The sequence below is a fragment of the Paraburkholderia franconis genome (genome assembly GCF_009362735.1).
Taxonomy (GTDB): domain Bacteria; phylum Pseudomonadota; class Gammaproteobacteria; order Burkholderiales; family Burkholderiaceae; genus Paraburkholderia; species Paraburkholderia franconis.
This window is the reverse complement of record NZ_WHNP01000003.1, coordinates 248,164-273,904: the sequence shown is the minus strand read 5'-3', so window position 1 is coordinate 273,904 and position 25,741 is coordinate 248,164. Positions and strand designations below refer to the sequence as shown.

General features: G+C 64.1%; 27 protein-coding genes. 15 read left to right on the top strand and 12 right to left on the bottom strand.

The annotated features are described in order from the left end of the window. Positions 1–171: 171 nt before the first annotated feature. The 5 genes from lpxK to GCT13_RS04670 all read left to right on the top strand — a co-directional run bounded on the left by lpxK (position 172) and on the right by GCT13_RS04670 (position 4,347). The gene (gene lpxK / locus GCT13_RS04690) at positions 172–1,188 is read left to right on the top strand and encodes a tetraacyldisaccharide 4'-kinase (RefSeq protein WP_152755578.1); all 1,017 of its coding nucleotides are present in this window, start codon (positions 172–174) and stop codon (positions 1,186–1,188) included. Continuing rightward, positions 1,169–1,372 carry a Trm112 family protein gene (locus tag GCT13_RS04685; protein ID WP_321574186.1) on the top strand — a complete coding sequence of 68 codons (204 nt, stop codon included), beginning with the start codon at positions 1,169–1,171 and terminating at the stop codon, positions 1,370–1,372. Before lpxK ends, GCT13_RS04685 begins: the two co-directional genes overlap by 20 nt. Before the next feature lie 240 nt (positions 1,373–1,612). Then, on the top strand, positions 1,613–2,416 hold the full coding sequence (gene kdsB, locus GCT13_RS04680) for a 3-deoxy-manno-octulosonate cytidylyltransferase (RefSeq protein WP_152755577.1): 804 nt from the start codon (positions 1,613–1,615) through the stop codon (positions 2,414–2,416). 249 nt (positions 2,417–2,665) lie between these two features. Further along, positions 2,666–3,331 (top strand): adenylate kinase, encoded by a 666-nt coding sequence (adk, locus tag GCT13_RS04675; protein ID WP_152755576.1) that lies wholly within the window; start codon positions 2,666–2,668, stop codon positions 3,329–3,331. Between the two features lie 257 nt (positions 3,332–3,588). After that, positions 3,589–4,347: a 3-hydroxyacyl-CoA dehydrogenase gene (locus tag GCT13_RS04670; RefSeq protein ID WP_152755575.1), complete on the top strand. Its 759-nt coding sequence runs from the start codon at positions 3,589–3,591 to the stop codon at positions 4,345–4,347. Between the two features lie 100 nt (positions 4,348–4,447). Here GCT13_RS04670 and GCT13_RS04665 read toward each other — a convergent pair whose 3' ends face one another. Then, a complete protein-coding gene (locus tag GCT13_RS04665; protein ID WP_152755650.1) occupies positions 4,448–5,290 on the bottom strand; it encodes a SirB1 family protein in 843 nt (280 codons plus the stop codon). A 5-nt stretch (positions 5,291–5,295) separates the two neighbouring features. Then, the gene (gene murJ, locus GCT13_RS04660) at positions 5,296–6,846 is read right to left on the bottom strand and encodes a murein biosynthesis integral membrane protein MurJ (protein WP_152755574.1); all 1,551 of its coding nucleotides are present in this window, start codon (positions 6,844–6,846) and stop codon (positions 5,296–5,298) included. Between the two features lie 471 nt (positions 6,847–7,317). On the opposite strand from murJ, the gene rpsT reads away from it, so the two are divergent. After that, entirely contained in the window at positions 7,318–7,596 is a 279-nt protein-coding gene (gene rpsT / locus GCT13_RS04655; protein ID WP_054916931.1) for a 30S ribosomal protein S20, read from the top strand. Between the two features lie 55 nt (positions 7,597–7,651). Here rpsT and GCT13_RS50485 read toward each other — a convergent pair whose 3' ends face one another. Together GCT13_RS50485 and GCT13_RS04650 are read right to left on the bottom strand one after the other, a co-directional pair. Next, positions 7,652–7,786 carry a hypothetical protein gene (locus GCT13_RS50485; protein ID WP_265335269.1) on the bottom strand — a complete coding sequence of 45 codons (135 nt, stop codon included), beginning with the start codon at positions 7,784–7,786 and terminating at the stop codon, positions 7,652–7,654. A 45-nt stretch (positions 7,787–7,831) separates the two neighbouring features. Then, a complete protein-coding gene (locus GCT13_RS04650; RefSeq protein WP_152755649.1) occupies positions 7,832–8,167 on the bottom strand; it encodes a DUF3579 domain-containing protein in 336 nt (111 codons plus the stop codon). A gap of 464 nt (positions 8,168–8,631) precedes the next feature. Between GCT13_RS04650 and argF the strand changes: the two genes are divergently transcribed. After that, entirely contained in the window at positions 8,632–9,561 is a 930-nt protein-coding gene (gene argF, locus GCT13_RS04645; RefSeq protein WP_152755573.1) for an ornithine carbamoyltransferase, read from the top strand. A 315-nt stretch (positions 9,562–9,876) separates the two neighbouring features. Beyond that, a complete protein-coding gene (locus GCT13_RS04640) occupies positions 9,877–11,103 on the top strand; it encodes an argininosuccinate synthase (RefSeq protein ID WP_152755572.1) in 1,227 nt (408 codons plus the stop codon). A gap of 90 nt (positions 11,104–11,193) precedes the next feature. On the opposite strand, the gene murB is transcribed toward GCT13_RS04640, so the two are convergent. Then, positions 11,194–12,234 (bottom strand): UDP-N-acetylmuramate dehydrogenase, encoded by a 1,041-nt coding sequence (murB, locus tag GCT13_RS04635; protein ID WP_152755571.1) that lies wholly within the window; start codon positions 12,232–12,234, stop codon positions 11,194–11,196. A 172-nt stretch (positions 12,235–12,406) separates the two neighbouring features. On the opposite strand from murB, the gene GCT13_RS04630 reads away from it, so the two are divergent. After that, complete coding sequence (locus tag GCT13_RS04630; RefSeq protein ID WP_087739445.1) at positions 12,407–12,892, top strand: YajQ family cyclic di-GMP-binding protein; 486 nt, start codon at positions 12,407–12,409, stop codon at positions 12,890–12,892. 100 nt (positions 12,893–12,992) lie between these two features. On the opposite strand, the gene plsY is transcribed toward GCT13_RS04630, so the two are convergent. Then, on the bottom strand, positions 12,993–13,634 hold the full coding sequence (gene plsY / locus GCT13_RS04625) for a glycerol-3-phosphate 1-O-acyltransferase PlsY (RefSeq protein ID WP_152755570.1): 642 nt from the start codon (positions 13,632–13,634) through the stop codon (positions 12,993–12,995). A 121-nt stretch (positions 13,635–13,755) separates the two neighbouring features. Beyond that, positions 13,756–14,247 carry a Cys-tRNA(Pro) deacylase gene (ybaK, locus tag GCT13_RS04620; protein ID WP_152755569.1) on the bottom strand — a complete coding sequence of 164 codons (492 nt, stop codon included), beginning with the start codon at positions 14,245–14,247 and terminating at the stop codon, positions 13,756–13,758. A 137-nt stretch (positions 14,248–14,384) separates the two neighbouring features. Here ybaK and GCT13_RS04615 point away from each other — a divergent pair, with 137 nt between their 5' ends. Then, positions 14,385–15,983: a class I adenylate-forming enzyme family protein gene (locus tag GCT13_RS04615; RefSeq protein ID WP_152755568.1), complete on the top strand. Its 1,599-nt coding sequence runs from the start codon at positions 14,385–14,387 to the stop codon at positions 15,981–15,983. Positions 15,984–16,013: 30 nt separating this feature from the next. Here GCT13_RS04615 and xerD read toward each other — a convergent pair whose 3' ends face one another. The 3 genes from xerD to queG are packed head-to-tail and all read right to left on the bottom strand — an operon-like array spanning position 16,014 to position 18,633. Further along, positions 16,014–16,949 carry a site-specific tyrosine recombinase XerD gene (gene xerD, locus GCT13_RS04610; protein ID WP_152755567.1) on the bottom strand — a complete coding sequence of 312 codons (936 nt, stop codon included), beginning with the start codon at positions 16,947–16,949 and terminating at the stop codon, positions 16,014–16,016. Further along, positions 16,946–17,428, bottom strand: coding sequence for a methylated-DNA--[protein]-cysteine S-methyltransferase (locus GCT13_RS04605; protein ID WP_152755566.1), 483 nt, complete (start codon positions 17,426–17,428; stop codon positions 16,946–16,948). Before GCT13_RS04605 ends, xerD begins: the two co-directional genes overlap by 4 nt. 29 nt (positions 17,429–17,457) lie before the next feature. Then, positions 17,458–18,633 carry a tRNA epoxyqueuosine(34) reductase QueG gene (gene queG / locus GCT13_RS04600; protein WP_407670747.1) on the bottom strand — a complete coding sequence of 392 codons (1,176 nt, stop codon included), beginning with the start codon at positions 18,631–18,633 and terminating at the stop codon, positions 17,458–17,460. Positions 18,634–18,779: 146 nt separating this feature from the next. On the opposite strand from queG, the gene tsaE reads away from it, so the two are divergent. Beyond that, positions 18,780–19,334, top strand: a complete 555-nt coding sequence (tsaE, locus tag GCT13_RS04595) for a tRNA (adenosine(37)-N6)-threonylcarbamoyltransferase complex ATPase subunit type 1 TsaE (protein ID WP_152755564.1) — start codon at positions 18,780–18,782, stop codon at positions 19,332–19,334. After that, complete coding sequence (locus GCT13_RS04590) at positions 19,316–20,866, top strand: N-acetylmuramoyl-L-alanine amidase (RefSeq protein WP_152755563.1); 1,551 nt, start codon at positions 19,316–19,318, stop codon at positions 20,864–20,866. The genes tsaE and GCT13_RS04590 overlap by 19 nt, the downstream gene beginning before the upstream one ends. A 111-nt stretch (positions 20,867–20,977) precedes the next feature. Here the strand turns inward: GCT13_RS04590 and GCT13_RS04585 are convergent, their stop codons facing one another. Then, on the bottom strand, positions 20,978–21,859 hold the full coding sequence (locus GCT13_RS04585) for an EamA family transporter (protein WP_152755562.1): 882 nt from the start codon (positions 21,857–21,859) through the stop codon (positions 20,978–20,980). Positions 21,860–22,026: 167 nt separating this feature from the next. Between GCT13_RS04585 and GCT13_RS04580 the strand changes: the two genes are divergently transcribed. Together GCT13_RS04580 and trxA are read left to right on the top strand one after the other, a co-directional pair. Beyond that, the gene (locus GCT13_RS04580) at positions 22,027–22,908 is read left to right on the top strand and encodes a pirin family protein (RefSeq protein ID WP_152755561.1); all 882 of its coding nucleotides are present in this window, start codon (positions 22,027–22,029) and stop codon (positions 22,906–22,908) included. A gap of 122 nt (positions 22,909–23,030) precedes the next feature. Continuing rightward, entirely contained in the window at positions 23,031–23,879 is an 849-nt protein-coding gene (gene trxA, locus GCT13_RS04575) for a thioredoxin (RefSeq protein ID WP_152755560.1), read from the top strand. An 82-nt stretch (positions 23,880–23,961) separates the two neighbouring features. On the opposite strand, the gene tcdA is transcribed toward trxA, so the two are convergent. Then, the gene (gene tcdA / locus GCT13_RS04570; protein WP_152755559.1) at positions 23,962–24,858 is read right to left on the bottom strand and encodes a tRNA cyclic N6-threonylcarbamoyladenosine(37) synthase TcdA; all 897 of its coding nucleotides are present in this window, start codon (positions 24,856–24,858) and stop codon (positions 23,962–23,964) included. A 209-nt stretch (positions 24,859–25,067) separates the two neighbouring features. Here tcdA and pdxH point away from each other — a divergent pair, with 209 nt between their 5' ends. After that, a complete protein-coding gene (gene pdxH / locus GCT13_RS04565) occupies positions 25,068–25,709 on the top strand; it encodes a pyridoxamine 5'-phosphate oxidase (protein WP_152755558.1) in 642 nt (213 codons plus the stop codon). Positions 25,710–25,741 lie beyond the last annotated feature (32 nt).

The following is a 25,741-nucleotide window of genomic DNA, read 5'->3' as shown; positions in this document are numbered from 1 at the left end:
ATGGCTGACCCGGCGCTGCCGCTTTGCTGTTGCCACTTTTGTCGTCCGCGTTTCGTGGTTCCCTTTCGTCCTTGTCTTTCAACCGTCGGTGCAGCCGACCGCCCGGAGATGCCCGTTGATGTTCGCACTGTCCGTTCTGTCTGACGCGCCGCGCTGGCCGGCTTGCTTCCGATGAGCGAACTCGCGTCCCGCATCGAAGCGCGTATTGCGCGCGAGTGGCAGAAGCGCGGCCCGCTTGCGTGGGCGATGACACCGTTCGCGTGCATCTTCGGCGCGATCGCGCTCGCGCGCCGCTCCGCGTACTCGCTCGGCTGGCTGAAGTCGGTGCGCGTTCGCGTGCCTATCGTCGTCGTGGGCAACGTGACAGTCGGCGGCACGGGCAAGACGCCGACCGTGATCGCGCTCGTTCAGGCATTGCGCAGCGCGGGCTTCACGCCGGGCATCGTGTCGCGCGGCTACGGCGCGAAGATCACGCTGCCGACGCTCGTCACGCCGACTTCGAATGCCACGCAAGCGGGCGACGAGCCGCTGCTGATCGCGCGCCGCACGGGCGCGCCCGTGTTCGTGTGTCCCGACCGCGTGGCTGCCGCCGAGGCGCTGTGCCTCGCGCATCGCAATGTCGATGTGATCGTCAGCGACGACGGCCTGCAGCACTACCGGCTCCAGCGCGACGCGGAGATCGTCGTGTTCGATCACCGGCTGGGCGGCAACGGTTTTCTGCTGCCCGCTGGCCCATTGCGCGAACCGCTGTCGCGCAAGCGAGACGCAACGCTGATCAACAATCCGTACGACCGCGTGCTGCCGCCGTGGCCGAACACGTTCTCGCTGGAGCTTGCGCCCGGCGACGCCTGGCATCTCGACAATCCGCGCCTGCGCCGCCCGCTTGCGCAGTTCGCGGGCGAGCGCGTGCTGGCCGCCGCGGGCATCGGCGCGCCGGAGCGCTTCTTTGCGACGCTGCGCGCGGCGGGCCTCGCGCCCGAGACGCGCGCGCTGCCCGATCATTACGCGTTCAGTGCGAATCCGTTCGTCGACGTGGACGCCGACGCCATCCTGATCACCGAAAAGGATGCGGTAAAATTGGCGTCCTGGCGTGACGCGCGGCTGTGGGTCGTTCCCGTCGAAGCCACGCTCGATCATCGCCTCATTGCACTTGTTGTGGAGAAAGTCCGTGGACGCTCGCCTGCTTGAAATCCTCGTTTGCCCGATCTGTAAGGGCCCGCTCAGCTACGATCGCGCCGCGCAGGAGTTGATCTGCAGCGCAGACAAGCTCGCCTATCCGATCCGCGACGGCATTCCCGTGATGCTCGTCGACGAAGCGCGTCAGACGGTCGAAGGCACGCCCGTCGATCTGAACCCCGGCTCGGTTGCGTGATTCGCCTGCCGACTCCGCGCCGATGATGACGCGCGATGAGTCGCCGTAACGGGCACGTCGTTGTCCCGTTGACGGCAAGCGAGAGCACCGAACCCAAACGCGCCGCCGATCATGGCGGCGCTTTTTTCTCGGCGCTTCGGGCCTATGGTGGCCCTTTACGGTGGCCTTTTACGCTGGCCCTTTTGCGCTGAGCCCCTTTCGAGCCTCCTTTAAGTCGAGCCCAACACGGCCGCTCCACCGATGACCGATACCCAGCACACTCCGCCCTTCATCGCCGTCGTTCCGGCCCGGCTTGCGTCGACGCGTCTGCCGAACAAGCCGCTCGCCCATATCGGGGGCAAGCCGATGGTCGTGCGTGTCGCGGAGCGCGCGCTCGAATCGGGCGCGCAGCGCGTGCTCGTCGCGACCGACGCGCAATCGGTGTTCGACGTTGCGCGCGCGCACGGCATCGACGCGATGATGACGCGCGCCGATCATCCGTCGGGCACGGACCGTCTCGCGGAAGTCGCGTCGCACTACGGCTGGAGCGACGACACGATCGTCGTCAACGTGCAGGGCGACGAGCCGCTGATCGATCCCGCGCTGGTGCGTGGCGTAGCGTCGCATCTCGCGGCCACGGACGGCTGCGCGATCGCAACGGCCGCGCATCCGATCCACGAGCCGGCGGACGTGTTCAATCCGAACGTGGTCAAAGTGGTGCTGGACGCGCGCGGCGTCGCGCTGTACTTCTCGCGCGCGCCGATTCCGTGGGCCCGCGATGCGTACCAGCCGCACTGGCCTAACGTCGCGAAGATGCCTGCGCCGCCCGCGCCCGCCACCGTCTATCGGCATATCGGGTTGTATGCGTATCGCGCGAAGTTTCTCCGTACTTACCCGAGCTTGTCGATTTCGCCGATCGAACAGGCGGAAGCCCTCGAACAGTTGCGCGCGATGTGGCACGGCGAGCGGATCGCCGTGCTCGTCACGCAGGACGCGCCGCTGCCAGGCGTCGACACACCGGAAGATCTTGCCCGCGTACAGGCGTTTTTTGGGTCGTCTGTGTAAAAAGCCATGGCATAATCGGTCGTTCATGCGATTCACTCCGATATCGGTGCGCATCAATCGATATCGCCATTCGCCCGTAGTTATAAGCCGCTTGTTCTGTCGTCTGTTTCGCAGCGCCGTATATGACGTGCTGCGCGAAGCTCGCAGTGAAGACCTGCCCGACGGAAACAGCGTGCAACGAAAAATCAAGAGCGCAGACTGCCGCAAACAGCGCGCCGCACAGAATTGACATAAATCTGGAGATATCAAATGCGTTTGATCCTGTTGGGCGCTCCTGGCGCGGGCAAGGGCACCCAGGCCAACTTCATCAAGGAGAAGTTCGGCATTCCGCAAATTTCGACGGGCGATATGCTGCGCGCTGCGGTCAAAGCGGGCACGCCGCTTGGCATCGAAGCAAAGCGCTACATGGATGCGGGTGAACTCGTCACCGACGAACTCATCATCAACCTCGTCAAGGAACGCCTGCAACAGCCGGACTGCGCGAACGGCTACCTCTTCGACGGCTTCCCGCGCACGATCCCGCAGGCGGAAGCGATGAAGCAGGCGGGCGTGCCCATCGACTATGTGCTCGAAATCGATGTCCCGTTCGACGAGATCATCACGCGCATGAGCGGCCGCCGCACACACCCGGCATCGGGCCGCACGTATCACGTGAAGTTCAATCCGCCGAAGGTCGAAGGTATCGACGACGTGACGGGCGAGCCGCTGATCCAGCGCGACGACGACAAGGAAGAGACGGTGAAGAAGCGCCTCGACGTGTATGTCGCGCAGACGAAGCCGCTGATCGACTACTACAACGACTGGGCGCAGAAAGGCGACGCGTCCACTTCACTGAAGGCGCCGCAATACCGCCGCATCTCGGGCCTCGGCACGGTCGATGAAATCCGTGCTCGCGTGTTCGACGCGCTGAAGTAAGCAGCACGCTTCGTCACGCAAGGCCACGTAATATACGAAGAACCCGCCTCTCACGGCGGGTTTTTTGTTTGGCATCGCGCTTTGCTTCGCGACGTCGCGGCTCATTTGGAGCACTGAGCGGAGGCACCGGAAATATCGACGCACGTGTGACAGCCGTTGCCGTTTTGCGCGGTTTGACGCGTCGGGTCGAGCCGTTAAAATCGTTCAGCGATAAATATTCGAATCACGCGATCAACGCATCCAATCAAGGAGAAGACATGGACATCAAGGACAACGTGTTTCTGATCACGGGCGGCGCATCGGGGCTCGGCGCCGCGACGGCGCGCATGATCGCGGAAGGTGGCGGCAAGGTCGTGCTCGCGGACCTGAATCACGAAGCGGGCGAGACACTCGCGCAGGAACTGGGCGGCGTGTTCGTCAAGTGCGATGTGAGCCGCGAAGACGATGCCGTGCAGGCCGTCGAAGCGGCGATGAAGCTCGGCACGCTGCGCGGCCTCGTCAATTGCGCGGGTGTCGCGCCCGCGATGAAAACGATCGGCAAGGACGGCCCGCATCCGCTGCATTCGTTCGCGCGCACGATCTCGATCAATCTCGTCGGCACGTTCAACATGATTCGACTCGCAGCCGCCGAAATGTCGAAGCACGAGCCGAATGCGCTCGGCGAACGGGGCGTGATCGTCAACACGGCATCCGTGGCCGCGTTCGACGGACAGATCGGCCAGGCCGCGTATGCGGCGTCGAAGGCAGGCGTCGCGGGCATGACGCTGCCGGTCGCGCGCGATCTGTCGCGCAATGCGATCCGCGTGATGACGATCGCGCCCGGCATCTTCGAAACGCCGATGCTGCTCGGCATGCCGCAGGAAGTGCAGGACGCGCTCGGCGCGATGGTGCCGTTCCCGCCCCGGCTCGGCAAGCCGAACGAGTACGCGATGCTCGTCAAGCAGATCTTCGACAACCCGATGTTGAACGGCGAAGTGATCCGCCTCGACGGCGCGATTCGCATGCAGCCGAAGTGAGCGCAACACGCGCCATACACGAACGGCCGCTGCAATGAAAAACGCCTGCGCATGTTCTGCGCAGGCGTTTTCGTTTGGATCGGAACAACGCGTCAACCGATCAATCGCGATCGTTGTGCTGCGTGCGCTGCCGCAATTCGCTCAGCTGCGATTCGACGACCGTTGCGTCTTCGGCATCCGGCCTGTCGTCGAGATAGCGTTCGAGGTCTTCGAGCGCGGGCCTCAGGTAATCCAGCCGCGCATACGCGAAGCCGCGATCGCGCACTTCCTCGATGTTCTCCGGCAACAGGATCACAAGACGCTGCTGCACGGCGAGCAGCCGCTGCCAGCGTTCCGTCTGCAGATACGTCGCCTTCAGGTTGCGCAACATGCGCGCGACGATCTCGCGGCGCATCGCCGGTTGCAGCAGCATGCGCAGCGCGCGGCCCACCGACTCGCCCGCCTTCGCGACATAAGGCTCCAGCATCTCGACCATCTCGTGTTCCGTCAGCGGATGGCCCGTGGTCGGGTCGATCATCGCGTCGCCTTCGGGCAGCGTGACGCGCAGCAGGAAATGTCCGGGAAACGACACGCCGCGCACGGGAATATCGACCTGCGACGCCATCTCCAGATACAGCACCGCGAGCGAGATCGGAATGCCGCGCCGGCGCTTGAGCACCATGTTCAGGTGGCTGTTGTCGGGATCGTAGTAGTCGTTGACGTTCGCCGCGAAGCCTAGCTCGCGAAAGAAATAGCGATTGAGAATGCCGACGCGCTGCTGGATGTCGGCGTCGTCGGGAATGCGGCGTTTGACGCGCAGCGCGAGTTCGTCTATCTCCGCGAGCACCGCTTGCAGATCGAGATCGGGATAGGCGTCCTGCGCGAGCGACAGCGCCGCTTCCGTGAGCGGAAACCCATCGTCTTCGGCGACGAGCGCGCTGAAATAATCGAGAACCCGCGTCATCGTGATCACTTCACTCGCCTTTTGAAATACGCGCACTTGAAGCCCATCAGCCACAGCATACCGAAATATAGCGCGGCAAACAGCACCAGGCACGCCGCCAGCAGCACCATGCGCCGCACGGGCTGGGCATGCATGCCGATCCAGTCGAAGTTGATCGCGAACCAGTGCATGACGCCCGCCAGCACGAGACACGCGCCGATCATCTGCACGAAGAACACGGTCCAGCCCGACGACGGCATATAGATGCCGCGCCGCCGCAAGCCGATGAAAAGGCACAGCGCGTTGACGCAAGCGCCGAGCCCGACCGACAGCGTCAGCCCCGCATGCGCGAAGATCGGCACGAACACGTAGTTGCTCAGCTGCGTGACGACCAGAACGAAGATGCCGATCTTCACGGGCGTCTTGATGTCCTGCTTCGCGTAGAAACCGGGCGCGAGGATCTTGATCAGAATGAGGCCGATCAGGCCGACGCCGTACGCAGCCAGCGCGCGCCCCACCATCACCACCGCGTTGCCGTCGAACTTGCCGTAATGGAAGAGCGTCGCCGTGAGCGGCTCGGCGAAGAAGAACAGTGCGATCGCGCTCGGCGCGGCGAGCAGGAACGTCACGCGCAAGCCCCAGTCGAGCAGCGACGAGTACTCGTGCGCGTCGGCATCGACGTGCGCCTTCGACAGGCTCGGCAGCAGGATCGTGCCGAGCGCGACGCCGAGCAGCGCCGTCGGGAACTCCATCAGGCGGTCCGCGTAGTTGATCCACGAGACGGCGCCAGGCCCGATGTGCGACGCGATGTTCGTATTGATGATGAGGCTGATCTGCGCAACCGATACCGCGAACATCGCCGGCACCATCTTCGCGAGCACGCGCTTCACGCCACGATGCGCGATCGCCTTGAACGGATCGAGCCCGATGCGCGGGATCATGTCGATCTTCTTCAGGCCCGGCAGCTGCACGACGAACTGCGCGACGCCGCCCGCGATCACCGCCCACGCGAGCGCGAAAACGGGCACCTTCATATGCGGCGCGACGAACACGGCCGCGACGATGAACGCGACGTTCAGCAGCACGGGCGCGAACGCGGGCAGCGAAAAGTTCTTGTACGTGTTCAGCACGCCCGACGCCAGCGACGTCAGCGAAATGAACACGATGTAAGGAAACATGATCCGCGTCATCGACACGGCCAGCGTGAACGCCTGGCCGTCGCTGCGCAGGCCGGACGCGACCACGAACACGACCCACGTCGCGCCCGCCACGCCCAGCAGGGAGAGAATCGCCAGCGCCCAGGCGAGCACCGTCGAGGTCGCATCGACGAGCGCCTTCGTCGCGTCGTGGCCCTTCTGGTTCTTGAACTCGGCGAGGATCGGCACGAAGGCTTGCGAGAACGCACCCTCGGCGGAAATCCGGCGCAGCAGATTCGGGATTCGGAAAGCGACGTAGAACGCGTCGGTGTACTGGCTCGCGCCGAATGCGCGGGCGATCAGGGTCTCGCGGGCCAGTCCGGTCACGCGCGAAAGCAGCGTGAAGCCGCTGACCGTCAGCAGGGCTCGGAATAGATTCATGGGGCGCTTATTATACGGGTGCGCCCAGGGCGGTCAGCATGTCAGGGCAAGATTCCTCGTAATCGGGACCGAATCGGACCGTGTTGCGCGAAATACGTTCGATTCGACCGCGAATTTGTGAAGGATTCGCGTCTTTCGAGCGGTCGCGCGGGCTCGCCAGGCCGTCCGCTCACGACACCGGACGGCCTTCGATGGCGCGCGCGCCGCCGGCGCGCACTCGTGAGCCAGTGAAGCCGGGACTGCACGCGGTTGCCACGTGTCTGATTTTGTTGCTATAATCGCCCGTTTCGAAGCTCGCTCACCTTTCTGCCCTACTCCATCGGAGTCGGAACGAGCGGGATTTCACGTAGTTCTCAGTTGTTTGTCTATATTTGCGCCCTTGGGCAATCGCTCTCAGGGGTTCGATCTAAAAGCAGCGCCCGCCGTCGTCAAAGGCAGGCACTGGAAACAGGAACAGGATAAGGAACCGTCATGGCTAACTCCGCACAAGCACGCAAGCGCGCCCGTCAAGCCGCCAAGGCAAATTCGCACAATTCGGCGCTGCGCTCGAAGTACCGCACGGCTGTCAAGGCTGTCCGCAAGGCAATCGAAGCCGGCGACGCAGCACAAGCCGCTGAAATCTTCAAGGCATCGGCAAAGACGCTGGACATCATTGCCGACAAGAAAATCGTTCACAAGAACAAGGCAGCTCGCCATAAGAGCCGCCTCGCTGCAGCCATCAAGGGTCTGCAAGCGCCCGCAGCGCAGTAAATTGTCGAATCCGGCAGCTCGCGCGAGCGAGCTGCTTCCTGTTTCCGCTGCGTCATCAAAGCCCGCCATCGCGGGCTTTTTTGTTTTTCGCCGGGCTGCGCATCGCGTCGCGCTTTGCGCTTCGATCGATGATGGTGCGCGAAGCCGATCCAGTTGCGGACACAAAAAAACCCGCCGATGCGGGTTCCATTGTTCATCCAGCCTGTTGCCGATGCTGCGCGGACGCGCGCTCACCTCAACGCGATGACGCTTTTTGCGCCTCATGCTCCGGCGGAAGCTCGCACGCCTCGGTGACGAGCAGATCGTTGTCCTTGGCGAAATTCATCACGAAGTCGAAAGCCATCGGCTCGATGTCCCGCAGCCGCGAATCGAGGATCACGCATTTCAGCTCGCCGATCATGGTGGGACGCACGTAATGGGAATACTGAAGACGGGCGTTCGGCCCTTTCGCGCCCGGACCAAAACACGACATCACGCCCGCCAGTCGCTCCGACCAGTCGCTCGGACGAAACTTGCGCCCGGCCGACGTGATGCCTTGAATGAAATACTCGGTTGGGGGTGTATCGGCCATGTACGAAACCCTGTGTGACTGCCCGGCGAACTGCCAGTGACAAGCCGGCGAAAGATGGCTGCCAGAAAACGCTGTTCGAACACGTCTTGCGACCACCCGAACCCACAGTGAATCCTGCATCAAGCCTTGGAGTCCGGCCGCCGCAGCGAGCCAGCGAGGGCGCTTCGGGCAGCGATCAGATGGCGCACAATACGGCGCATGCCGGATGTGCGAAAGCCGTGTCCTGCAAGCGTGAAACCTGCCTGCCGGGCTTTGAGAAAACTCTGAGATTATAGCGCAGCCAGGGTTTTTCCGCACTGCACACAAGCCCTTCGGAACAGTCCTTTGCGCGTTCCGGAACATCGCCCATGCCTTTTGGCCGACTCGTCAAAACATTCAAAATCCTTTATGCTGCATTGAGTTACCACAAACGACGGCGGCCCAGTCCGGCAATTTCGCCCGGGTGAATCCGCCGTATTTGTTTCATGACCTCCAAGACAATCCGCCACTATCTGCAGTTCAACGATTTCTCGCTGGAAGACTACGAGTACGTGCTCGAACGCGCCCGCATCCTGAAGCGCAAGTTCAAGAACTACGAGACGTATCATCCGCTGCACGACCGCACGCTCGCGATGATCTTCGAGAAGAATTCGACGCGCACGCGCCTGTCGTTCGAAGCGGGCATCTTCCAGCTGGGCGGTCACGCCGTCTTCATGAGCACGCGCGATACGCAGCTTGGCCGCGGCGAGCCGATCGAAGACGCGGCGCAGGTCATCTCGCGGATGGTCGACATCATCATGATCCGCACGTTTGGCCAGGACATCATCCAGCGCTTCGCGGAAAATTCGCGCGTGCCCGTCATCAACGGCCTGACGAACGAATATCACCCGTGCCAGGTGCTCGCCGACATCTTCACGTACTACGAGCATCGCGGCCCGATTCGCGGCAAGACGGTCGCGTGGGTCGGCGACGCGAACAACATGCTCTATACGTGGATCGAAGCCGCGCAAATCCTCGGTTTCAAGCTGCGCCTGTCCACGCCGCCGGGCTACAAGCTCGACCGTGGGCTGGTCTCACCGGAAAGCGCGCCGTTCTACGAAGAATTCGACGATCCGAACCAGGCCTGCAAGGGCGCCGATCTCGTCACGACGGACGTGTGGACCAGCATGGGCTTCGAAGCCGAAAACGAAGCGCGCAAGAAAGCGTTCGCCGACTGGTGCGTCGATGCCAACATGATGTCGCGCGCGAACAAGGACGCCCTCTTCATGCACTGCCTGCCCGCGCATCGCGGCGAGGAAGTGAGCGCCGAAGTAATCGACGGGCCGCAGAGCGTCGTGTGGGACGAAGCGGAAAACCGTCTGCACGTGCAGAAGGCGCTGATGGAATTCCTGCTGCTCGGCAAGCTGAATCACTAGGCATCCGGCCAAACGCAGCAAAAGCCGTCGGAGCGATCCGGCGGCAAGGCGTTCAAAGCAACACGCAGGTTCAAAGCGATACGCAGATAAAAAGCCGGGCAGCAAACCGGCAGCAGACAGGCGGCGAGCGGAAACGGGGCATCGGCCAAGTTCCGCGCCGCCTCTCCAGCGAGGCGCCTCGCGCGGCGAGAATGCCTCGGCTCACTGGCCGTCGCACCCGAAATCGCGGGACATGTGGCGGTTTAGTGTCAAAATATGGTTTTTCCGCGCGCCGGACCGGCCGACGCGCTCAGTTCTCCCAGCTACGAGTTCACCATGAGCGATATCAACAAAGTCGTGCTCGCCTATTCGGGCGGTCTCGACACCTCCGTCATCCTGAAGTGGTTGCAGGACAACTACGACGCCGAAGTCGTCACGTTCACGGCCGATATCGGCCAGGGCGAAGAACTGGAACCGGCTCGCAAGAAGGCGCTGCAACTCGGCATCAAGCCGGAAAACATCTATATCGAAGACCTGCGCGAAGAGTTCGTGCGCGACTTCGTGTTCCCTATGTTCCGCGCGAACACGATCTACGAAGGCGAGTATCTGCTCGGCACGTCGATCGCGCGTCCGCTGATCGCGAAGCGCCAGATCGAAATCGCGCGCGCGAGCGGCGCGCAAGCCGTGTCGCACGGCGCGACGGGCAAGGGCAACGACCAGGTGCGCTTCGAACTCGGCTACTACGCGCTGGAGCCGGGCATCAAGGTGATCGCCCCGTGGCGCGAATGGGACCTGCTGTCGCGTGAAAAGCTGCTCGCGTATGCAGAAAAGGCCGGCATTCCCATCGAAATGAAGCACAAGCAAGGCGGCGCGCCGTACTCGATGGACGCGAACCTGCTGCACATCTCGTTCGAAGGCCGTCACCTCGAAGACCCGAAGGCGGAAGCCGAACCGGAAATGTGGCGCTGGACGGTGTCGCCGGAAGAAGCGCCGGATCAGCCGGAATACCTCGACGTCGAGTACGAGCACGGCGACCCCGTCGCGCTGAACGGCAAGCGCATGTCGCCCGCCGAAGTGCTGACCGAGCTGAACCGCCTCGGCGGCAAGCACGGCATCGGCCGTCTGGATCTCGTCGAGAACCGCTACGTCGGCATGAAGTCGCGCGGCTGCTATGAAACGCCGGGCGGCACGATCATGCTGAAGGCGCACCGCGGCATCGAATCGATCACGCTCGACCGCGAAGTCGCGCACTTGAAGGACGACCTGATGGCCCGCTACGCGTCGCTGATCTACAACGGCTACTGGTGGAGCCCGGAGCGCCGCGCGATTCAGGTGCTGATCGACCACACGCAGGAGAAGGTCAGCGGCTGGGTGCGCGTGAAGCTGTACAAGGGCAGCGTTTCGGTCGTCGCGCGCGACTCGAAGGAGACGCTGTTCGACAAGACCATCGCAACGTTCGACGACGACGGCGGCGCCTACAACCAGGCCGACGCCGGCGGCTTCATCAAGCTGAACGCGCTGCGTATGCGTATCGCTGAAAACGCACGCCGCAAGCGTGGCTAAGCGATAAAACGCTGCTGTAAACGACGAAGCGCCGGATTCAAACCCGGCGCTTTTTCATTTCAGGCTCGCATCCGAGCGAGCCTTTCAAACTCAAAGGCAAACCGGCTCGGCCTCTAGCTCGACGCCGAATCGCTGCGCCACGTCCTGCTGGATCGCTTTCGCGAGCGCCAGCACCTCCGCCCCGCTCGCGCCGCCGCGATTCACGAGCACGAGCGCCTGGCGCTCATGCACGCCCGCCGCGCCCATCGCACGCCCCTTCCAGCCGCAGCGGTCGATCAGCCAGCCCGCTGCGAGCTTCACGCGTCCATCCGGCTGCCGATACGAGGCGATCTCCGGCTCCTTCGCGAGCAAGGCGTCGAACTGCGCCGCGTCGACGACGGGATTCTTGAAAAAGCTCCCCGCGTTGCCGAGCGCGAGCGGATCGGGAAGCTTTGCGCGGCGCACGGCGACGACGGCATCGAAGATCGCCTGCGGCGTGGGCGTCGCATCGCCGAGGCCGACGGCGGCAAGCTCGCGCGCGATATCCGCGTAACCGGCGCGCGGCGTCCACGCTTTCGGCAATCTGAACGTCACCGACGTGATCACGAAACGGTCGCGCCCTTCCTGCTTGAAAAAGCTGTCGCGATAGCCGAAGCGGCAATCGTCGGCATCGAGTTCGACCGTCTCGCCCGTCGCGATCTCGATTGCGCGCAGCGACGCAAAGCGCTCGCACATCTCCAACCCATACGCGCCGATGTTCTGGATCGGCGCCGCGCCGACCGTGCCCGGAATCAGCGCGAGATTTTCGAGGCCTGGCATGCCCTCTGCGAGCGTCCATGAAACGAAGTCGTGCCAGATCTCGCCCGCAGCGGCTTCGACGTACCATGCATCGGCGTCCTCGCGGACCAGCTTGTGTCCGCGCAGCGCGATCAGCAGCACGACGCCGTCGAAATCGCCCGTCAACACGACGTTGCTGCCGCCGCCCAGCACGAGTCGCCGCAAGCCCGCCACGCGAGGATCGCGCACGGCCGCAAGCAGCTGCGCCTCGCTTTCGATATGGCATGCGAGACGCGCGCGCACATCGAAGCCAAAGGTGTTGCGCGACTTCAGCGGGAAGCCGGCGACGAACGGGAGCAGATCGGACTCGGACATCAGGTGTTCTGGCAAGCGCCCTGCGAAGCGCGAACGGTACGGCGCAATCGGTTCACGAGCCTTGGGCAAAAGGGAAAGGGGTCGGTAAAATGACACCGGTTCGTGATTATAGCGAGTGCGTCGCGCGCAGCCGTCCAGCCGCGCCGCCTCTCGATACAAATGGGAGAATGCAATGCCATCGTTTGACGTCGTCTGCGAAGCCAACATGATCGAAGTGAAGAACGCCGTCGAGCAGTCCAACAAGGAAATCTCGACGCGCTTCGACTTCAAGGGCTCGGACGCCCGCGTCGAGCAGAAAGAGCGCGAGCTCACCGCGTACGCCGACGACGAGTTCAAGCTCGGCCAGGTGAAGGACGTGCTCGTGTCGAAAATGGCGAAGCGCAGCGTGGACGTGCGCTTCCTCGACTACGGCAAGATCGAGAAGATCGGCGGCGACAAGGTCAAGCAGGTCGTTACCGTGAAGAAGGGCGTGTCCGGCGATCTCGCGAAGAAAATCGTCAAGCTCGTGAAGGACAGCAAGATCAAGGTTCAGGCGAGCATTCAGGGCGATGCGGTGCGCGTGTCGGGCACGAAGCGCGACGATCTGCAAAGCGTGATCGCGCTGCTGCGCAAGGACGTGACCGATACGCCGCTCGACTTCAACAACTTCCGCGACTGATGTGTGCCGGACATGCGCTGCTCGCCGGGCTGCGCATGTCGATCGCTTGATATACGGCTCGAACAAAAGCAGCGATACGGCGTCGCCGCCTCTCGCAAGTTCAGTGCTTGTTCGACGCCGCCCGCGTAGCCGTTTCCGCTTTCTTCTTGTCGCCGATGCGGCTTTCCTGCCCTGCCACCAGCTTCGCGATGTTCGCGCGGTGACGCCAGATCAGCAGCGCGCTCATCGCGACGATAGCCAGCGCAATCACGTTCGCGCCGAACAGAAAGCCGTCGAACAGCGGCGCGAAGATGGCCGAGCACAGCGCAGCTAGCGACGAGTAGCGCGTGAAGAACGCGACGATCAGCCAGGTCAGCATCGTCGCGATGCCAAGAACGGGATTGATCGCGAGCAGCACGCCCGCCGCCGTCGCGACGCCCTTGCCGCCCTTGAAGCGAAAGAAGACGGGATACAGGTGGCCGAGAAAAACGGCGATCGCGGCGATCGCGACGGACGTATCGTCGAGTCCGAAACGCGCCGAGAAATGCCCGGTGAGCCACACGGCGATCCAGCCTTTGAACGCGTCGCCGATCAGCGTGATAATCGCGGCCTTCTTGTTGCCGCTACGCAGCACATTCGTGGCGCCGGGGTTCTTCGAGCCGTATGAGCGCGGATCGGCGAGTCCCATCGCGGCGCTGACGATCACGGCAAACGACACCGAGCCGATCAGATAAGCCACGACGGCGACAATCAGGTTTTCCATGTTGAAACTCTTATCAGTATTGGAAAGCGCAGCAAGCGGCGCGGGTCTCCTGGCGGCGCAGGCGCAACGGCGCACATTCTACCGCCGCGTTCACCCGCTTTTACAGATACAGATGCGCGCTTCAATCGACGCTTGCGCACTGCACCGGCTTCGCGGACAGCAGCGACGTCAGCACGCCCGGCGCGATGCTGACGAGAAAGCCGCGCCGCCCACCGTTGATCAATATCCTGTCCAGTTCGAGTATGGTCGATTCGACGTACACGGGCATCGCTTTCTTCGTGCCGAACGGCGACGTGCCGCCGATCAGATAACCCGAATGCCGGCTCGCGACTTCCGGCTTGCACGGCTCCACACGTTTCGCGCCGATCTGCCGCGCGAGATTCTTCGTCGACACGGTGCGGTCGCCATGCATCAGCACGATCAGCGGCTTGGCCTGTTCGTCCTCCATCACGAGCGTCTTGACGACGTGGTGTTCGTCGACGCCAAGCTGCCGCGACGATTCGCTCGTGCCGCCGTGGTCGACGTAGTCGTACGGATGCTCGCCGAACTCCACCTTGTGACGGCGCAGGAACTGCGTGGCAGGGGTTTCGGAAACGTGTCTGGACTTACTCATCGGCGCATTGTAATGTCCGCGCGACGCAACGACCATTTGCCAGATGGCCAATTGTGCGCGCTCGCGGATTATGGCACGCTCGTTCGAGAGCCTTCCGGCGCAACGGCATGCAGCCGATCCAGGCGCACGGATCGTCCATGAAGGAGACATCGTTGAAGCCAGCCTCGCAGCGGCCTGCCGTCGCGAAAGACGCGCCGCAGCGCATTGATCCCGCCGCCCTGCTCGCCTCGCTCCCGGCGCGCATCGCCGATATTCCGGCGCTGATTGCCGCGCGCGATCCGCAGCACGTCGCGCTGATCGAGGACGAACGGCGTCTCACGCGCGCGCAACTCGCACAAGCCGTGGACGCCGTCGCCGCGCTGCTGGGCGAGCAAGGCGTGCGCGCCGGCGACCGCGTGATGATCGTCGCGGAAAACAGCATCGTGCAAATCGTGCTGCTGTTCGCGACCGCGAAGCTCGATGCGTGGGCGCTGGTGTCGAACGCGCGGCTGTCGGCGGGCGAGCTCGATGCGATCCGCGCGCACGCGAAGCCGCGCATCGTCGCGTATGCCGTCGACGCATCGCCCGATGCGCGGCAGCACGCCGAACGCCACGGCGCGATGCCCGCGCCCGGCATCGATATCGACATCGGCGCGTGGTCCTGCGCGATCGACGACGCAGCGCAAGTGGAACCCGTCGAAAACGCCGCCGACCGTCAATGCGCCGCGCTGATTTACACCACGGGCACGACGGGCGCGCCGAAGGGCGTAATGCTGTCGCATCGCAACCTGCTGTTCATCGCGGCGATGTCGAGCACGCTGAGGCGAGTCAATGCCTATGACGTCGTCTACGCCGTGTTGCCGATCTCGCATGTGTACGGACTTGCATCGGTGTGTCTCGGCAGCCTGTATGCGGGCGCGACGCTCAGGCTCGCGCCGCGCTTCTCGCCCGAAGCCGTGCGCCGCGCGCTCGCCGAAGAGCGCGTGTCGATCTTCCAGGGCGTGCCCGCGATGCACGCGAAGCTGCTCGAATATCTGCAGGCGAACGGGTTGACGTGGTCCGCGCCGCAACTGCGTTTCGCGTACTCGGGCGGCTCGCCGCTCGACGCCGCGTTGAAGACGCGCGTCGAAGCCATGTATGGCGTCACGCTTCACAACGGCTACGGGATGACCGAGAGCAGCCCGACCGTCTCGCAAACGATGATCGACGCGCCGCGCGCCGATTGCTCCGTCGGCCAGCCGATCCCGGGCATCGAGGTGCGCTTCGTCGGCGTGAACGGCGCGGATGTCGCGCAAGGCGAAGTCGGCGAACTGTGGGTGCGCGGACCGAACGTGATGCTCGGCTACTACCGCAACCCGCAGCAGACGCAGGCCGCCGTCACCGCAGACGGCTGGCTCAAGACGGGCGATCTCGCGCGCCAGGACGCGGACGGCGCGCTGCATATCGCCGGGCGCAGCAAGGAGCTGATCATCCGCTCGGGCTTCAACGTGTATCCGGCGGAAGTCGAACAGGCGCTGAATGCGCATCCCGATGTCTTGCAGTCCGCGGTGATCGGGCGCGCGGTGGAAGGCAACGAAGAAGTGGTGGCGTTCGTCGAACTGATCGGCGGCGCTACCACGACGCCCGCCGACCTCGCTCGATGGTGCGAAACGCGGCTCGCGCCGTACAAGCGGCCCGCCGAAATCAGGGTGCTGGCCGCGCTGCCCGCCGCATCGACGGGCAAGATTCTCAAGCACCGATTGCGCGATCTCGCGTGAATCGCGCGCGAAAAGTCAGCCGCAAAAAAATCACCCGCGCGGATGATGCACCGCGTGCAGCGTCTTGAGGCGCTCGCGCGCGACGTGCGTGTAGATTTGCGTCGTCGAGATATCGGTGTGGCCGAGCAGCAGCTGCACGACGCGCAAGTCTGCGCCGTGGTTCAGCAAATGCGTCGCGAACGCATGACGCAGCGTATGCGGCGACAGCGGCGCGTGAATATGCGCGGTCATCGCGTGGCGCTTGATGATGTTCCAGAACTGCTGGCGCGTCATGCCTTCGGCGCGCGCGGTGACGAACAGGGCATCGGCTGAACGCCGGCCGAGCAGCGCGGGCCGCGACTCGCGCAGATAGCGCTCGATCCATCCGTGCGCCTCCTCGCCGAACGGAATCAACCGCTCCTTCGAGCCCTTGCCCATCACGCGCACGACGCCTTCGTTGAGGCCGACTTCCACCGTCTTCAGCGTCACGAGTTCGCTGACACGCAAGCCGCTCGCGTACATCAGCTCGAGCATCGTGCGATCGCGCAAGCCCAGGGGCGTCGTCACATCCGGCGCGCCCAGCAGCGCTTCGACCTGCGCTTCCGTCAGCGTCGACGGAAAACGCGGCGGCTGCTTCGCCGAGCGGATGCGCAGCGTCGGGTCGGCCGCCGCGCGATGCTCGCGCACGGCCCACGCGTAGTAGCGGCGAAACACTGACAGACGCCGGTTCGCCGACGTCGACTTGTCCTTCGCACGCGCGGCGCTATAGGCCATCAGATCGGCTTCCGTTGCCGTGTCCAGTGAAGCATCGCGCGTATCCGCGAGCCATTCGGAGAAGAGCCGCAAGTCGCGGCGGTACGCATCGAGCGTGTTGCGCGCGAGCCCATGTTCGAGCCACAGCGCGTCGCAGAACGCGTCGATCGACGCGCCGCTCGTCAGCAGCAGAGGCGACGCGGGCCGCGCGTCTTCGGTCAGCACATCAGTCATGCGTAGGGTACGCCCTCGTGTTTCAGCAGCCATCGTTTGACGTTGCGATAGTAGCCGTCGCCGCCCGTATGCGCAAAGCCACCGATGCCGCCCGACGCCACCACGCGATGACACGGAATCACGATCGGAAAGAAGTTCGATCCGCACGCCTGGCCGACGGCGCGCGGCACGCTGCCGATGCTCTTCGCAAGCTGCCCGTAGGTCCGCACCGCCCCCGGCGGAATCTCGCAGATCGCTTGCCAGACGCGCCGCTGGAAAGGCGTGCCGATATCGGCGAGCGGCAGATCGAAGGTCGCGGACGCGCGCTGCAAATATTGCTCGATCTGCTCGACGGCCTGCTTCGCGAGGGGCGACTGCGGCTCGACGTTCGCCACCGAATCGGGCAGATAGACGATTTCGCGCACGGTCTCGCCTTTGGGTCCGTCCTGCACGCGCAAGCCGATCTTGCCGAACGGCGCATCGATCACTGCATCGAACATGATGTGCTCACCCCTTTCGGAAGGTCCATTCAACGTTGCTCAGCCGCTTCCAGCGCCCACTCGACATGCTCGCGCACGAGCGGCGACGGATCGTCGGCGCGCTTGCGCAGCGCGTCGACGATGGCAGCGCGCGCGTCGGCGGAAAGGCTCTGCGGCGCGGCCCGCAGCGCATTGCCCATGCCGACGGCGAGATTGCGCAGCCAGCACTCGTAGCCGATGCGGCGGATCGCGCTGCCCTGCATGCGCGTGTCGAAGTCCTCGGCGCTCCAGCCGAACAGCTCGACGAGCGACGCGCGATCGAGTCCATGACGCACATCGAAATCGTCGACGGGCGCGGCTTGCGCGAACTTGTTCCATGGACATACGAGCTGGCAATCGTCGCAGCCATACACACGATTGCCGATCAGCGGCCGCAAGTCCTGGGGAATACTGCCCTTCAGTTCGATCGTCAGATAGGAAATGCAGCGCCGTGCATCGACCTGATACGGCGCGACGATCGCGCCCGTCGGACATGCGCCGATGCAGCGCGCGCAACTGCCGCAATGCGCGCCCGGCGTTTCGGGCGCGCGCTCGGGGGCCGTCTCGGCATCCGTCGGCAAAGGCAGATCGACGAAGAGCTCGCCGAGGAAAAAGAGCGACCCCGCATCGCGTTGCAGCAGCAACGTATGCTTGCCGCGCCAGCCCGTGCCCGCCTTCTGCGCAAGCTCGACTTCGAGCACGGGCGCCGAATCGGTGAACACGCGATGGCCATACGGGCCGACTTCCGCCTCGATCCGCCCGGCCAGTTGCTGCAGACGGTTGCGCATCACCTTGTGATAGTCGCGGCCGCGCGCGTAGATCGACACGACAGCCGCTGACGGATCGTCGAGACGCGCGCGTTCTTCCAGTCGCCAGTCGTGCTGAACGCTCCGAGTGTCCGCGCTCGCACTTTCATCGTCCTTTCGCACATCCGAAGAACGGGGCGAATGTGCGGGCAAATAGTCCATGCGCACGGAAATCACGCGTCGCGTTCCGGCCACAAGCTCGGCTGGCCGCGCACGTTTCATCCCATGTTTGGCCATATAATCCATCTCGCCGTGGCAACCCGCGTCGAGCCATGCAGCAAGGCCCGCTTCAGCGTTCGACAGGTCGATATCGCTGATGCCGACCGCGCCGAAACCCAGTTCGCGTGCCCAGCTCCGGATACGCGAAGCAAGCGCCGCCAGTTGCGCTTCATCGTAATGACGCGTGGCAGGTGCTTCGTCGTTCGCCGCACGGGTTGGCGAATGCGCGTCGGGACGTCGCTCCCGATGTTGCTCCGACAAAGCGTCGGGGTGCTGCTGGCTTTGGTTCATAACGCCATTTTACGAGAATGCCCGATCAATCCGGTCTCGCGAATCAACCGTCCGCTGCCGTCCTGCTGGAGCGCCATTTCGCGCTCGCGGACGAAGCCGCCACGATGGCATTCGGCGAACGCTTCGCGCATGCAATCGACAGCGTGCGCAACGCGAGCAGCGTGTCGGGCGACCTTGCATTCCACGGCCTTCAGGTGCAGCTCTTCGGCGACCTGGGCGCCGGCAAGACGACACTCGTGCGCGCCACGTTGCGCGCCCTCGGACACACGGGCCGCGTGCGCAGCCCGACCTATACGCTCGTCGAGCCTTATGCGGTCGAACGGCCGGGTGGGGAACTCGAGCTGTATCACTTCGATCTTTACCGTTTCAACGATCCGGCCGAATGGGCCGATGCAGGCTTTCGCGAGTATTTCGACAGCGGCGCAATCTGCCTTGTCGAATGGCCGCAACGCGCGGGCAGTCTGCTAGGCGTGCCGGATCTCGTGTTCTCGCTCGACGTCGACGGCGATGGCCGCACGCTGGTCGCCCGGGCGTATAGCGAATCAGGAAAGGCATGTCTCGAAAGATGTTGATCAAACCGTTCCGCTCGATCGAATCGGCGGCCACGGCGACGCATAACTGGCGTCGCCGGCAGATTCTTCGCGCGGGCGCTTCCACCCTCGTCCTCGGGCTTGCCGCTCCTCGTTTCGCGTGGGCGTCGTCGGTGCTCGGCGTGCGCGTGTGGCCCGCGCGCGACTACACGCGTGTGACCATCGAGTCCGACCAGCCGCTGCAGAACACGCAGCAGCTGCTGCAAGGCCCCGATCGGCTGGTGGTCGATCTGAACGGTCTCGATCTCGACCAGGCACTGAAGGATCTCGTCTCGAAGATCGCGCCGAACGATCCGCAGATTCAATCGGTGCGCGTGGGTCAGTATCAGCCGCATGTCGTGCGGATGGTGTTCGACCTGAAGGGCTCGGTGAAGCCGCAGGTGTTCACGCTGCCGCCCGTCGGCACGTATAAGTACCGTCTCGTGTTCGACCTGTACCCCGCCGTCGCGCCCGATCCGCTGATGGACCTGCTCGCGCAGACGGAGCGCAAGCAGCAGCAGCTCGACAAGCTCAACGAAGAGTCATCGCCGCCCGCCGCGACGCTGAGCGGCCCGACCACTCCGCCCGCCGACAACAGCGACGCCTTCTTCGAGAAGTACGCGCAGAACAACGCGCCTTCGCCTTCCACGCCTGCGCCGCGTCCGCCCACGCATGCGGCGCCGGCGCCGCACACGCCGTCGAAGCCAACGCCGACGCCCGCGCCGTCCGTCATCGCGCGCAACAACGACAACGATACGGATAACGAAGGCGACAACGGCGACGACACGTACAAGTTCATCACGCCGAAGAAGGGCAGCACGACGGTGCGCCTGCTGACCGTCGCGATCGACCCGGGCCACGGCGGCGAAGACCCCGGCGCGATCGGCGGCAGCGGCACTTACGAAAAGCACGTCGCGCTCGACATCGCGAAGAAGCTGCGCGCGAAGATCGACGCGCAGCCGAACATGCGGGCGATGATGACGCGCGACGCCGACTTCTTCGTGCCGCTCAACGTGCGCGTGCAGAAGGCGCGGCGCGTCGGCGCGGACCTGTTCGTGTCGATTCACGCGGATGCGTTCACGACGCCCGAAGCGAGCGGCTCGTCGGTGTTCGCGCTGTCGGAGCATGGCGCGTCGAGCGCGGCCGCACGCTGGATGGCGAACAAGGAAAACTCGTCGGATCAGATCGGCGGCATCAACATCAAGTCCGCCGATGCGAGCGTGAACCGCGCGCTGTTCGATATGTCGACGACGGCGCAGATCCGCGACTCGATGCGCTACGGCACGTTCGTGCTGAAGGAAATCGGTGGGATCAACAGGCTGCACAAGGGCAGCGTCGAACAGGCGGGCTTCGCCGTGCTGAAAGCGCCCGATATTCCGTCGATCCTCGTCGAGACCGCGTTCATCAGCAACCCGGACGAGGAGCGCCGTCTGAACGACGACGCGTATCGCGAGAAGATGGCGAACGCGATCCTGAGCGGCATCAAGCGCTACTTTGCGGCGAACCCGCCGCTCGCGAAGAGCCGGATGACCTGAGGCCAGGCTTTCCGCTAAAACCACGCTGCAACCCAAGCAAAACGGCCGCACTGCGAAGTGCGGCCGTTGCCGTTTTACGAGTCGCTAAAGTTCAACTCGGATCAGCTCGGCTCAACGCGCGAGCGCGAGCGTTTGCACGACCCAGCCGCCGAACACGTTGACGGCAAGCCCCGCCATCACGAGCGCCGCGCCGCCGATCTGCGCGGCCGACAGCGACTCGCCGAGCAGCACCGATGCCGACGCAAGCCCGATGATCGGCACGAGCAGCGAGAACGGCGCGACCTGTCCCGCCGGATAGCGCGACAGCAGACGGCTCCACAGCACGTAGCCGAGCAGCGTCGCGACGAACGCGAGATAGACGATCGCGAACACCGACGACATGCCGATGCCCGTCAACGCCGCCTCGATGCGCTGCCGCCCTTCGAGCAGATACGACAGCACGAAGAACGGCACAGGAGGAACGAGACTGCCCCACACGACGAGTCCGACCAGATCGACCTTGCCGACCTTCTTCGTGACGATATTGCCGAGCGCCCACATCACGGCGGCGCACAGCGTGAGGATGAAGCCGGTCAGCGTCATCGCGTGGCCACCCTGCATGCCGATCACCGCGAGCCCGATCGCCGCGATCACGAGACCCAGCACGTTCTGCGCGCGAAAGCGCTCGTGCAGGAACAGCGCGGCAAAACCGAGCGTGAAGAACGCCTGCGCCTGCAGCACGAGCGACGCGAGACCGGCCGGCATGCCGACATACATCGCCGAAAACAGGAACGCGAACTGGCCGAGCGAGATCGTCGCGCCATAAGCGATGAGCCAGCGCCAGGGCATCTTCGGCCGCCGGATGAAGAACACGGCGGGAATCGCGGCGAGCGTGAAGCGCAACCCGCCGAGCAGCATCGGCGGCACGCCGTGCAGGCCGACCTTGATCACCACAAAATTCACACCCCACGCGAGAACGACGACCAGCGCCAGCAGCAGGTCTTTCGGCGACATCTCGACTCCTCTTCTACTTGTTCTGAAAGAAAAGAGTTTAGCGGAGCGGCGGCAAAGGCATCTTCTGCTTCGCGAGACACGTGCTCCCCGTCGCGTCATCCCTCGCGCGCAGCCTGCCGGCATGGGCAGTAGAATGACCTGCCCTGTCCCCACCCGTCGAGCCAGTCATGCCCTCATCGATCAAAGCGGTTCTCAAGCCCCACGTCCGCGACATCGGCAATCTGGCCGTGCGGCGCGTGCTGCCTGCGATGGCCGCGCGTCTCATCGGTCCGTTCATCTTCTTCGACCACATGGGCCCCGCGACGCTGCCCGCTGGAACAGGACTCGACGTGCGTCCGCATCCGCATATCGGCCTTGCGACCGTCACGTATCTGTTCGAAGGCGCGATCATGCATCGCGACAGCCTTGGTTCCGAACAGAGGATCGTCCCCGGCGACGTCAACTGGATGACGGCCGGCCGCGGCATCGTGCATTCGGAGCGCACGCCCGAACCGGAACGCGCGAACGGCTCGACCGTGCACGGCATCCAGACCTGGGTCGCGCTGCCGCTCGCCGACGAGGACGCCGAGCCGTCGTTCGAGCATCATCCCGGCTCGACGCTGCCCGAGATCGAACGAAACGGCGTCGTCTTGCGCATCATCGCGGGCACGTCGTTCGGCCAGACGGCGCCCGCGCGCACGTTCTCGGGCACGCTGTATGCTGCCGCGCACTTTTCGCCCGGCAGCGCGCTTGCGCTCGAACCGGAGCACGACGAGCGCGGCGTGTACCTCGTCGACGGCGATCTGTCGCTCGACGGCCAGCCGCTCGAGGCCGAGCAGATGGCCGTGCTCGCGCCCGGCGAAACCGTCACGCTCGCGAGCGAGAAAGGCGCGACGGTGATGCTGCTCGGCGGCGAGAAACTCGACGGCGAACGCTTCATCGAATGGAATTTCGTCTCGAGTTCGCGCGAGAAGATAGAGCGTGCAAAGGCCGCCTGGACGAATCAGGAAATGGGCAAGGTGCCGGGCGAGACCGAATGGATTCCGCTGCCGGAGCGCAAGCCGCGCTAGACTCGAAAGCATCGGCAGGGGCGGCGCCGAAAGCACTGAAACCAGAAGAATCGAAGACGCGCGTTGAAACCGCGCCGGCCGCCCCCATTTATTTCAAGTACAGATTCAAGGAAGAGATTGCAATGGACACCACTCTCGCCACCTTCGAAAAGGACGTCATCAGCGCATCGATGCTCACGCCCATACTGGTCGACTTCTGGGCGCCGTGGTGCGGACCGTGCAAGACGCTCGGCCCGATGCTCGCAAAGCTCGAAGCCGAGTACGAAGGCAAATGGCGTCTCGTGAAGGTGAACGTCGACGAGAACCAGGAACTGGCCGCGCACTTCCAGGTGCGCAGCATTCCACACGTCGTCGCCTTCGCGGACGGACGGCCCGTCGATCAGTTCATCGGCGTGCTGCCCGAAGGCCAGCTGCGCCAGTTTCTCGACCGCCTCGTGCCCGACGGCGCGGAAGCGGCGCGTGCCGAAGCGGCCGTGGCCGTCTCCGAAGGCCGCCGCGAAGATGCGTACGATGCGCTGAAGGCCGCGCTTGCATTCGATCCGGGCTACGACGAAGCGCGTCTCGATCTGATGGAACTGCTGCTCGAAGACCATCGCGTCGACGAAGCGCAGAACGAAAACGATCTGCTGTCGCCGAAAACGACGCAGGGCATCGACGCGCGCTACAACGCGATCAAGACGCGGCTCGATGCCGTCGATGCCGCCGCCGATCTGCCGCCCACGGATGCGCTCGAAGCCCGTGTCGCCGACAATCCCGACGACCTCGAAGCGCGTTTCGACCTAGCGAGCGCGTTCATCGCGCGGCGCAAGTACGACCCGGCGCTCGAGCATCTGCTCGCGATCGTGCAGCGCGACCGCAACTTCCGCGAGGACATCGGCCGCAAGACGATGCTGTCGGTGTTCGACCTTGCCGCGCATCAGCCGGAACTGGTGTCGAAGTGGCGGCGCAAACTGAGCGCGTCGCTGAACTGACCGTTCGCTGCCGATGCATTCCGATGCAGCATGAAAAACGCGGCCACGTGGCCGCGTTTTTCGTTGATGCGAGAGATGCGCTTCAGGCCGCCTGCTTCGCGAGCGCTCGCAACACATGCGACACGGCGGCAAACCCGAAGCTCGCCGTCACGCACACGCTCGATCCGAAGCCCGCGCAATTCAGGCCCACGGGTCCATGATGACCGGGCGACGTCGTGACGTGCTCCACCTCTTCGTCGATATCGCAGACGGCCGCTTCCGGATAGATCAGCGGCTCGTCCGAATACACGGCGCTCACCTTGAACTTCGCTTTCGGTCCGCGCGGAAAGCCGTGCTGCTTGCGCAACTGGCCGCGCACTTTCGACAGCAGCGGGTCCTGAATGGTGAGCGCGAGGTCGTCGATGCGAATGCGCGTCGGGTCGAGCTGCCCGCCTGCACCGCCGACTGTGATCAAAGGCTGCCTGTGCTCGACGCACCATGCGATCAGCGCCGTCTTCGTGCGCACGCTGTCGATCGCGTCGATCACATAGTCGAAGCCGCCGCCCAGCACCGCGTCGAAGTTATCCGGCTCGATGAAATCTTCGATCACGCGCACATCGCACCGCGGATCGATCAGCCTGATGCGCTCGGCCATCGCGTCGACTTTCGGCTTGCCGTAGTTGCCGTCGAGCGCGTGAATCTGCCGGTTCGTGTTGCTCTCGGCCACGTTGTCGAGATCGATCAGCGTGATCCTGCCGATCGCCGTGCGCGCGAGCGCTTCCGCCGCCCACGAACCGACGCCGCCAATGCCGATCACGGCGACATGCGCGCGCTCGAATGCCGCCAGCGCATCCGCGCCGTACAGACGCGCGACGCCACCGAAGCGGCGCGCGCGGTCGGCCGCATCGTTTGTTGCGTGCTGATCGTGCGTTGCGTGCATTTCGTGCGCGCTGTGGTCGGTAGTAAGATCGGATTGCTCGGTGACGAGAGGCGTGGACATGATGTGTGGCTTGACGGATTCAGGCGTGAGCGTGCAGATATCGTGCGGATATCCACATGCATCCAAGCCCGTATTTTGCCTGATCGCGCCCGCAAGCGCCCGACGTGCGCGGCCGCCTCTTCGCACTCGAGCCGTCGATCCGACACGACTCAATACAGAAATTCGCGTCCTTCGCTATACTGGCCCCACTGTAGCGCTTGCATAAAAATATGAGCACTCTTGCCGACCTCCGCAAAAACTATTCGCGCGGTTCTCTCGACATCCCCGATGTCGATCCCAATCCGTTCCGTCAGTTCGACAAATGGTTCAAGCAGGCAGTCGATGCGCAACTGCCCGAGCCGAACACGATGACGCTTGCAACCGTCGACGCACGCGGCCGGCCTTCGGCACGCATCGTGCTGATCAAGGGTGTCGATGAACGCGGCTTCGTCTTCTTCACGAACTACGAAAGCCGCAAGGGCCACGAACTCGCGGAAAACCCGCACGCCAGCCTTCTCTTCTACTGGATCGAACTCGAACGCCAGGTGCGCATCGAGGGCACCGTCGTCAAGACGAGTGACGCGGAAAGCGACGCGTACTACGCATCGCGGCCGCTGGGCTCGCGCATCGGCGCATGGGCATCGGACCAGAGCAAGGTGATTGAAAGCCGTGCGCTTCTGGAAGCGCGCGAACGTGAATTCAGCGCACAATACGGAGAGAATCCTCCGCGGCCGCCGCACTGGGGCGGATACCGGCTGATTCCCGACGCGATCGAATTCTGGCAAGGACGGCCATCACGTCTGCACGACCGGCTGCTCTACACGCGCAGCAGCGGCAGCGCCGACTGGACTATCGCCCGTCTGTCGCCCTGACTCGTCGATAGGCCGGCCCGCGCGGCCGCATC

Coding starts and splice junctions, on each gene's coding strand:
- GCT13_RS04630 (WP_087739445.1), top strand. CDS start 12,407: ATGCCATCGTTTGACGTCGTCTGCGAAGCCAACATGATCGAAGTGAAG.
- ybaK (WP_152755569.1), bottom strand. CDS start 14,247: ATGAGTAAGTCCAGACACGTTTCCGAAACCCCTGCCACGCAGTTCCTG.
- lpxK (WP_152755578.1), top strand. CDS start 172: ATGAGCGAACTCGCGTCCCGCATCGAAGCGCGTATTGCGCGCGAGTGG.
- kdsB (WP_152755577.1), top strand. CDS start 1,613: ATGACCGATACCCAGCACACTCCGCCCTTCATCGCCGTCGTTCCGGCC.
- GCT13_RS04650 (WP_152755649.1), bottom strand. CDS start 8,167: ATGGCCGATACACCCCCAACCGAGTATTTCATTCAAGGCATCACGTCG.
- argF (WP_152755573.1), top strand. CDS start 8,632: ATGACCTCCAAGACAATCCGCCACTATCTGCAGTTCAACGATTTCTCG.
- GCT13_RS04590 (WP_152755563.1), top strand. CDS start 19,316: ATGTCTCGAAAGATGTTGATCAAACCGTTCCGCTCGATCGAATCGGCG.
- rpsT (WP_054916931.1), top strand. CDS start 7,318: ATGGCTAACTCCGCACAAGCACGCAAGCGCGCCCGTCAAGCCGCCAAG.
- GCT13_RS04585 (WP_152755562.1), bottom strand. CDS start 21,859: ATGTCGCCGAAAGACCTGCTGCTGGCGCTGGTCGTCGTTCTCGCGTGG.
- trxA (WP_152755560.1), top strand. CDS start 23,031: ATGGACACCACTCTCGCCACCTTCGAAAAGGACGTCATCAGCGCATCG.
- murB (WP_152755571.1), bottom strand. CDS start 12,234: ATGTCCGAGTCCGATCTGCTCCCGTTCGTCGCCGGCTTCCCGCTGAAG.
- GCT13_RS04640 (WP_152755572.1), top strand. CDS start 9,877: ATGAGCGATATCAACAAAGTCGTGCTCGCCTATTCGGGCGGTCTCGAC.
- tsaE (WP_152755564.1), top strand. CDS start 18,780: ATGCCCGATCAATCCGGTCTCGCGAATCAACCGTCCGCTGCCGTCCTG.
- pdxH (WP_152755558.1), top strand. CDS start 25,068: ATGAGCACTCTTGCCGACCTCCGCAAAAACTATTCGCGCGGTTCTCTC.
- adk (WP_152755576.1), top strand. CDS start 2,666: ATGCGTTTGATCCTGTTGGGCGCTCCTGGCGCGGGCAAGGGCACCCAG.
- GCT13_RS04665 (WP_152755650.1), bottom strand. CDS start 5,290: ATGACGCGGGTTCTCGATTATTTCAGCGCGCTCGTCGCCGAAGACGAT.
- GCT13_RS04670 (WP_152755575.1), top strand. CDS start 3,589: ATGGACATCAAGGACAACGTGTTTCTGATCACGGGCGGCGCATCGGGG.
- GCT13_RS50485 (WP_265335269.1), bottom strand. CDS start 7,786: ATGGAACCCGCATCGGCGGGTTTTTTTGTGTCCGCAACTGGATCGGCT.
- plsY (WP_152755570.1), bottom strand. CDS start 13,634: ATGGAAAACCTGATTGTCGCCGTCGTGGCTTATCTGATCGGCTCGGTG.
- murJ (WP_152755574.1), bottom strand. CDS start 6,846: ATGAATCTATTCCGAGCCCTGCTGACGGTCAGCGGCTTCACGCTGCTT.
- GCT13_RS04605 (WP_152755566.1), bottom strand. CDS start 17,428: ATGTTCGATGCAGTGATCGATGCGCCGTTCGGCAAGATCGGCTTGCGC.
- GCT13_RS04580 (WP_152755561.1), top strand. CDS start 22,027: ATGCCCTCATCGATCAAAGCGGTTCTCAAGCCCCACGTCCGCGACATC.
- tcdA (WP_152755559.1), bottom strand. CDS start 24,858: ATGTCCACGCCTCTCGTCACCGAGCAATCCGATCTTACTACCGACCAC.
- GCT13_RS04615 (WP_152755568.1), top strand. CDS start 14,385: ATGAAGGAGACATCGTTGAAGCCAGCCTCGCAGCGGCCTGCCGTCGCG.
- xerD (WP_152755567.1), bottom strand. CDS start 16,949: ATGACTGATGTGCTGACCGAAGACGCGCGGCCCGCGTCGCCTCTGCTG.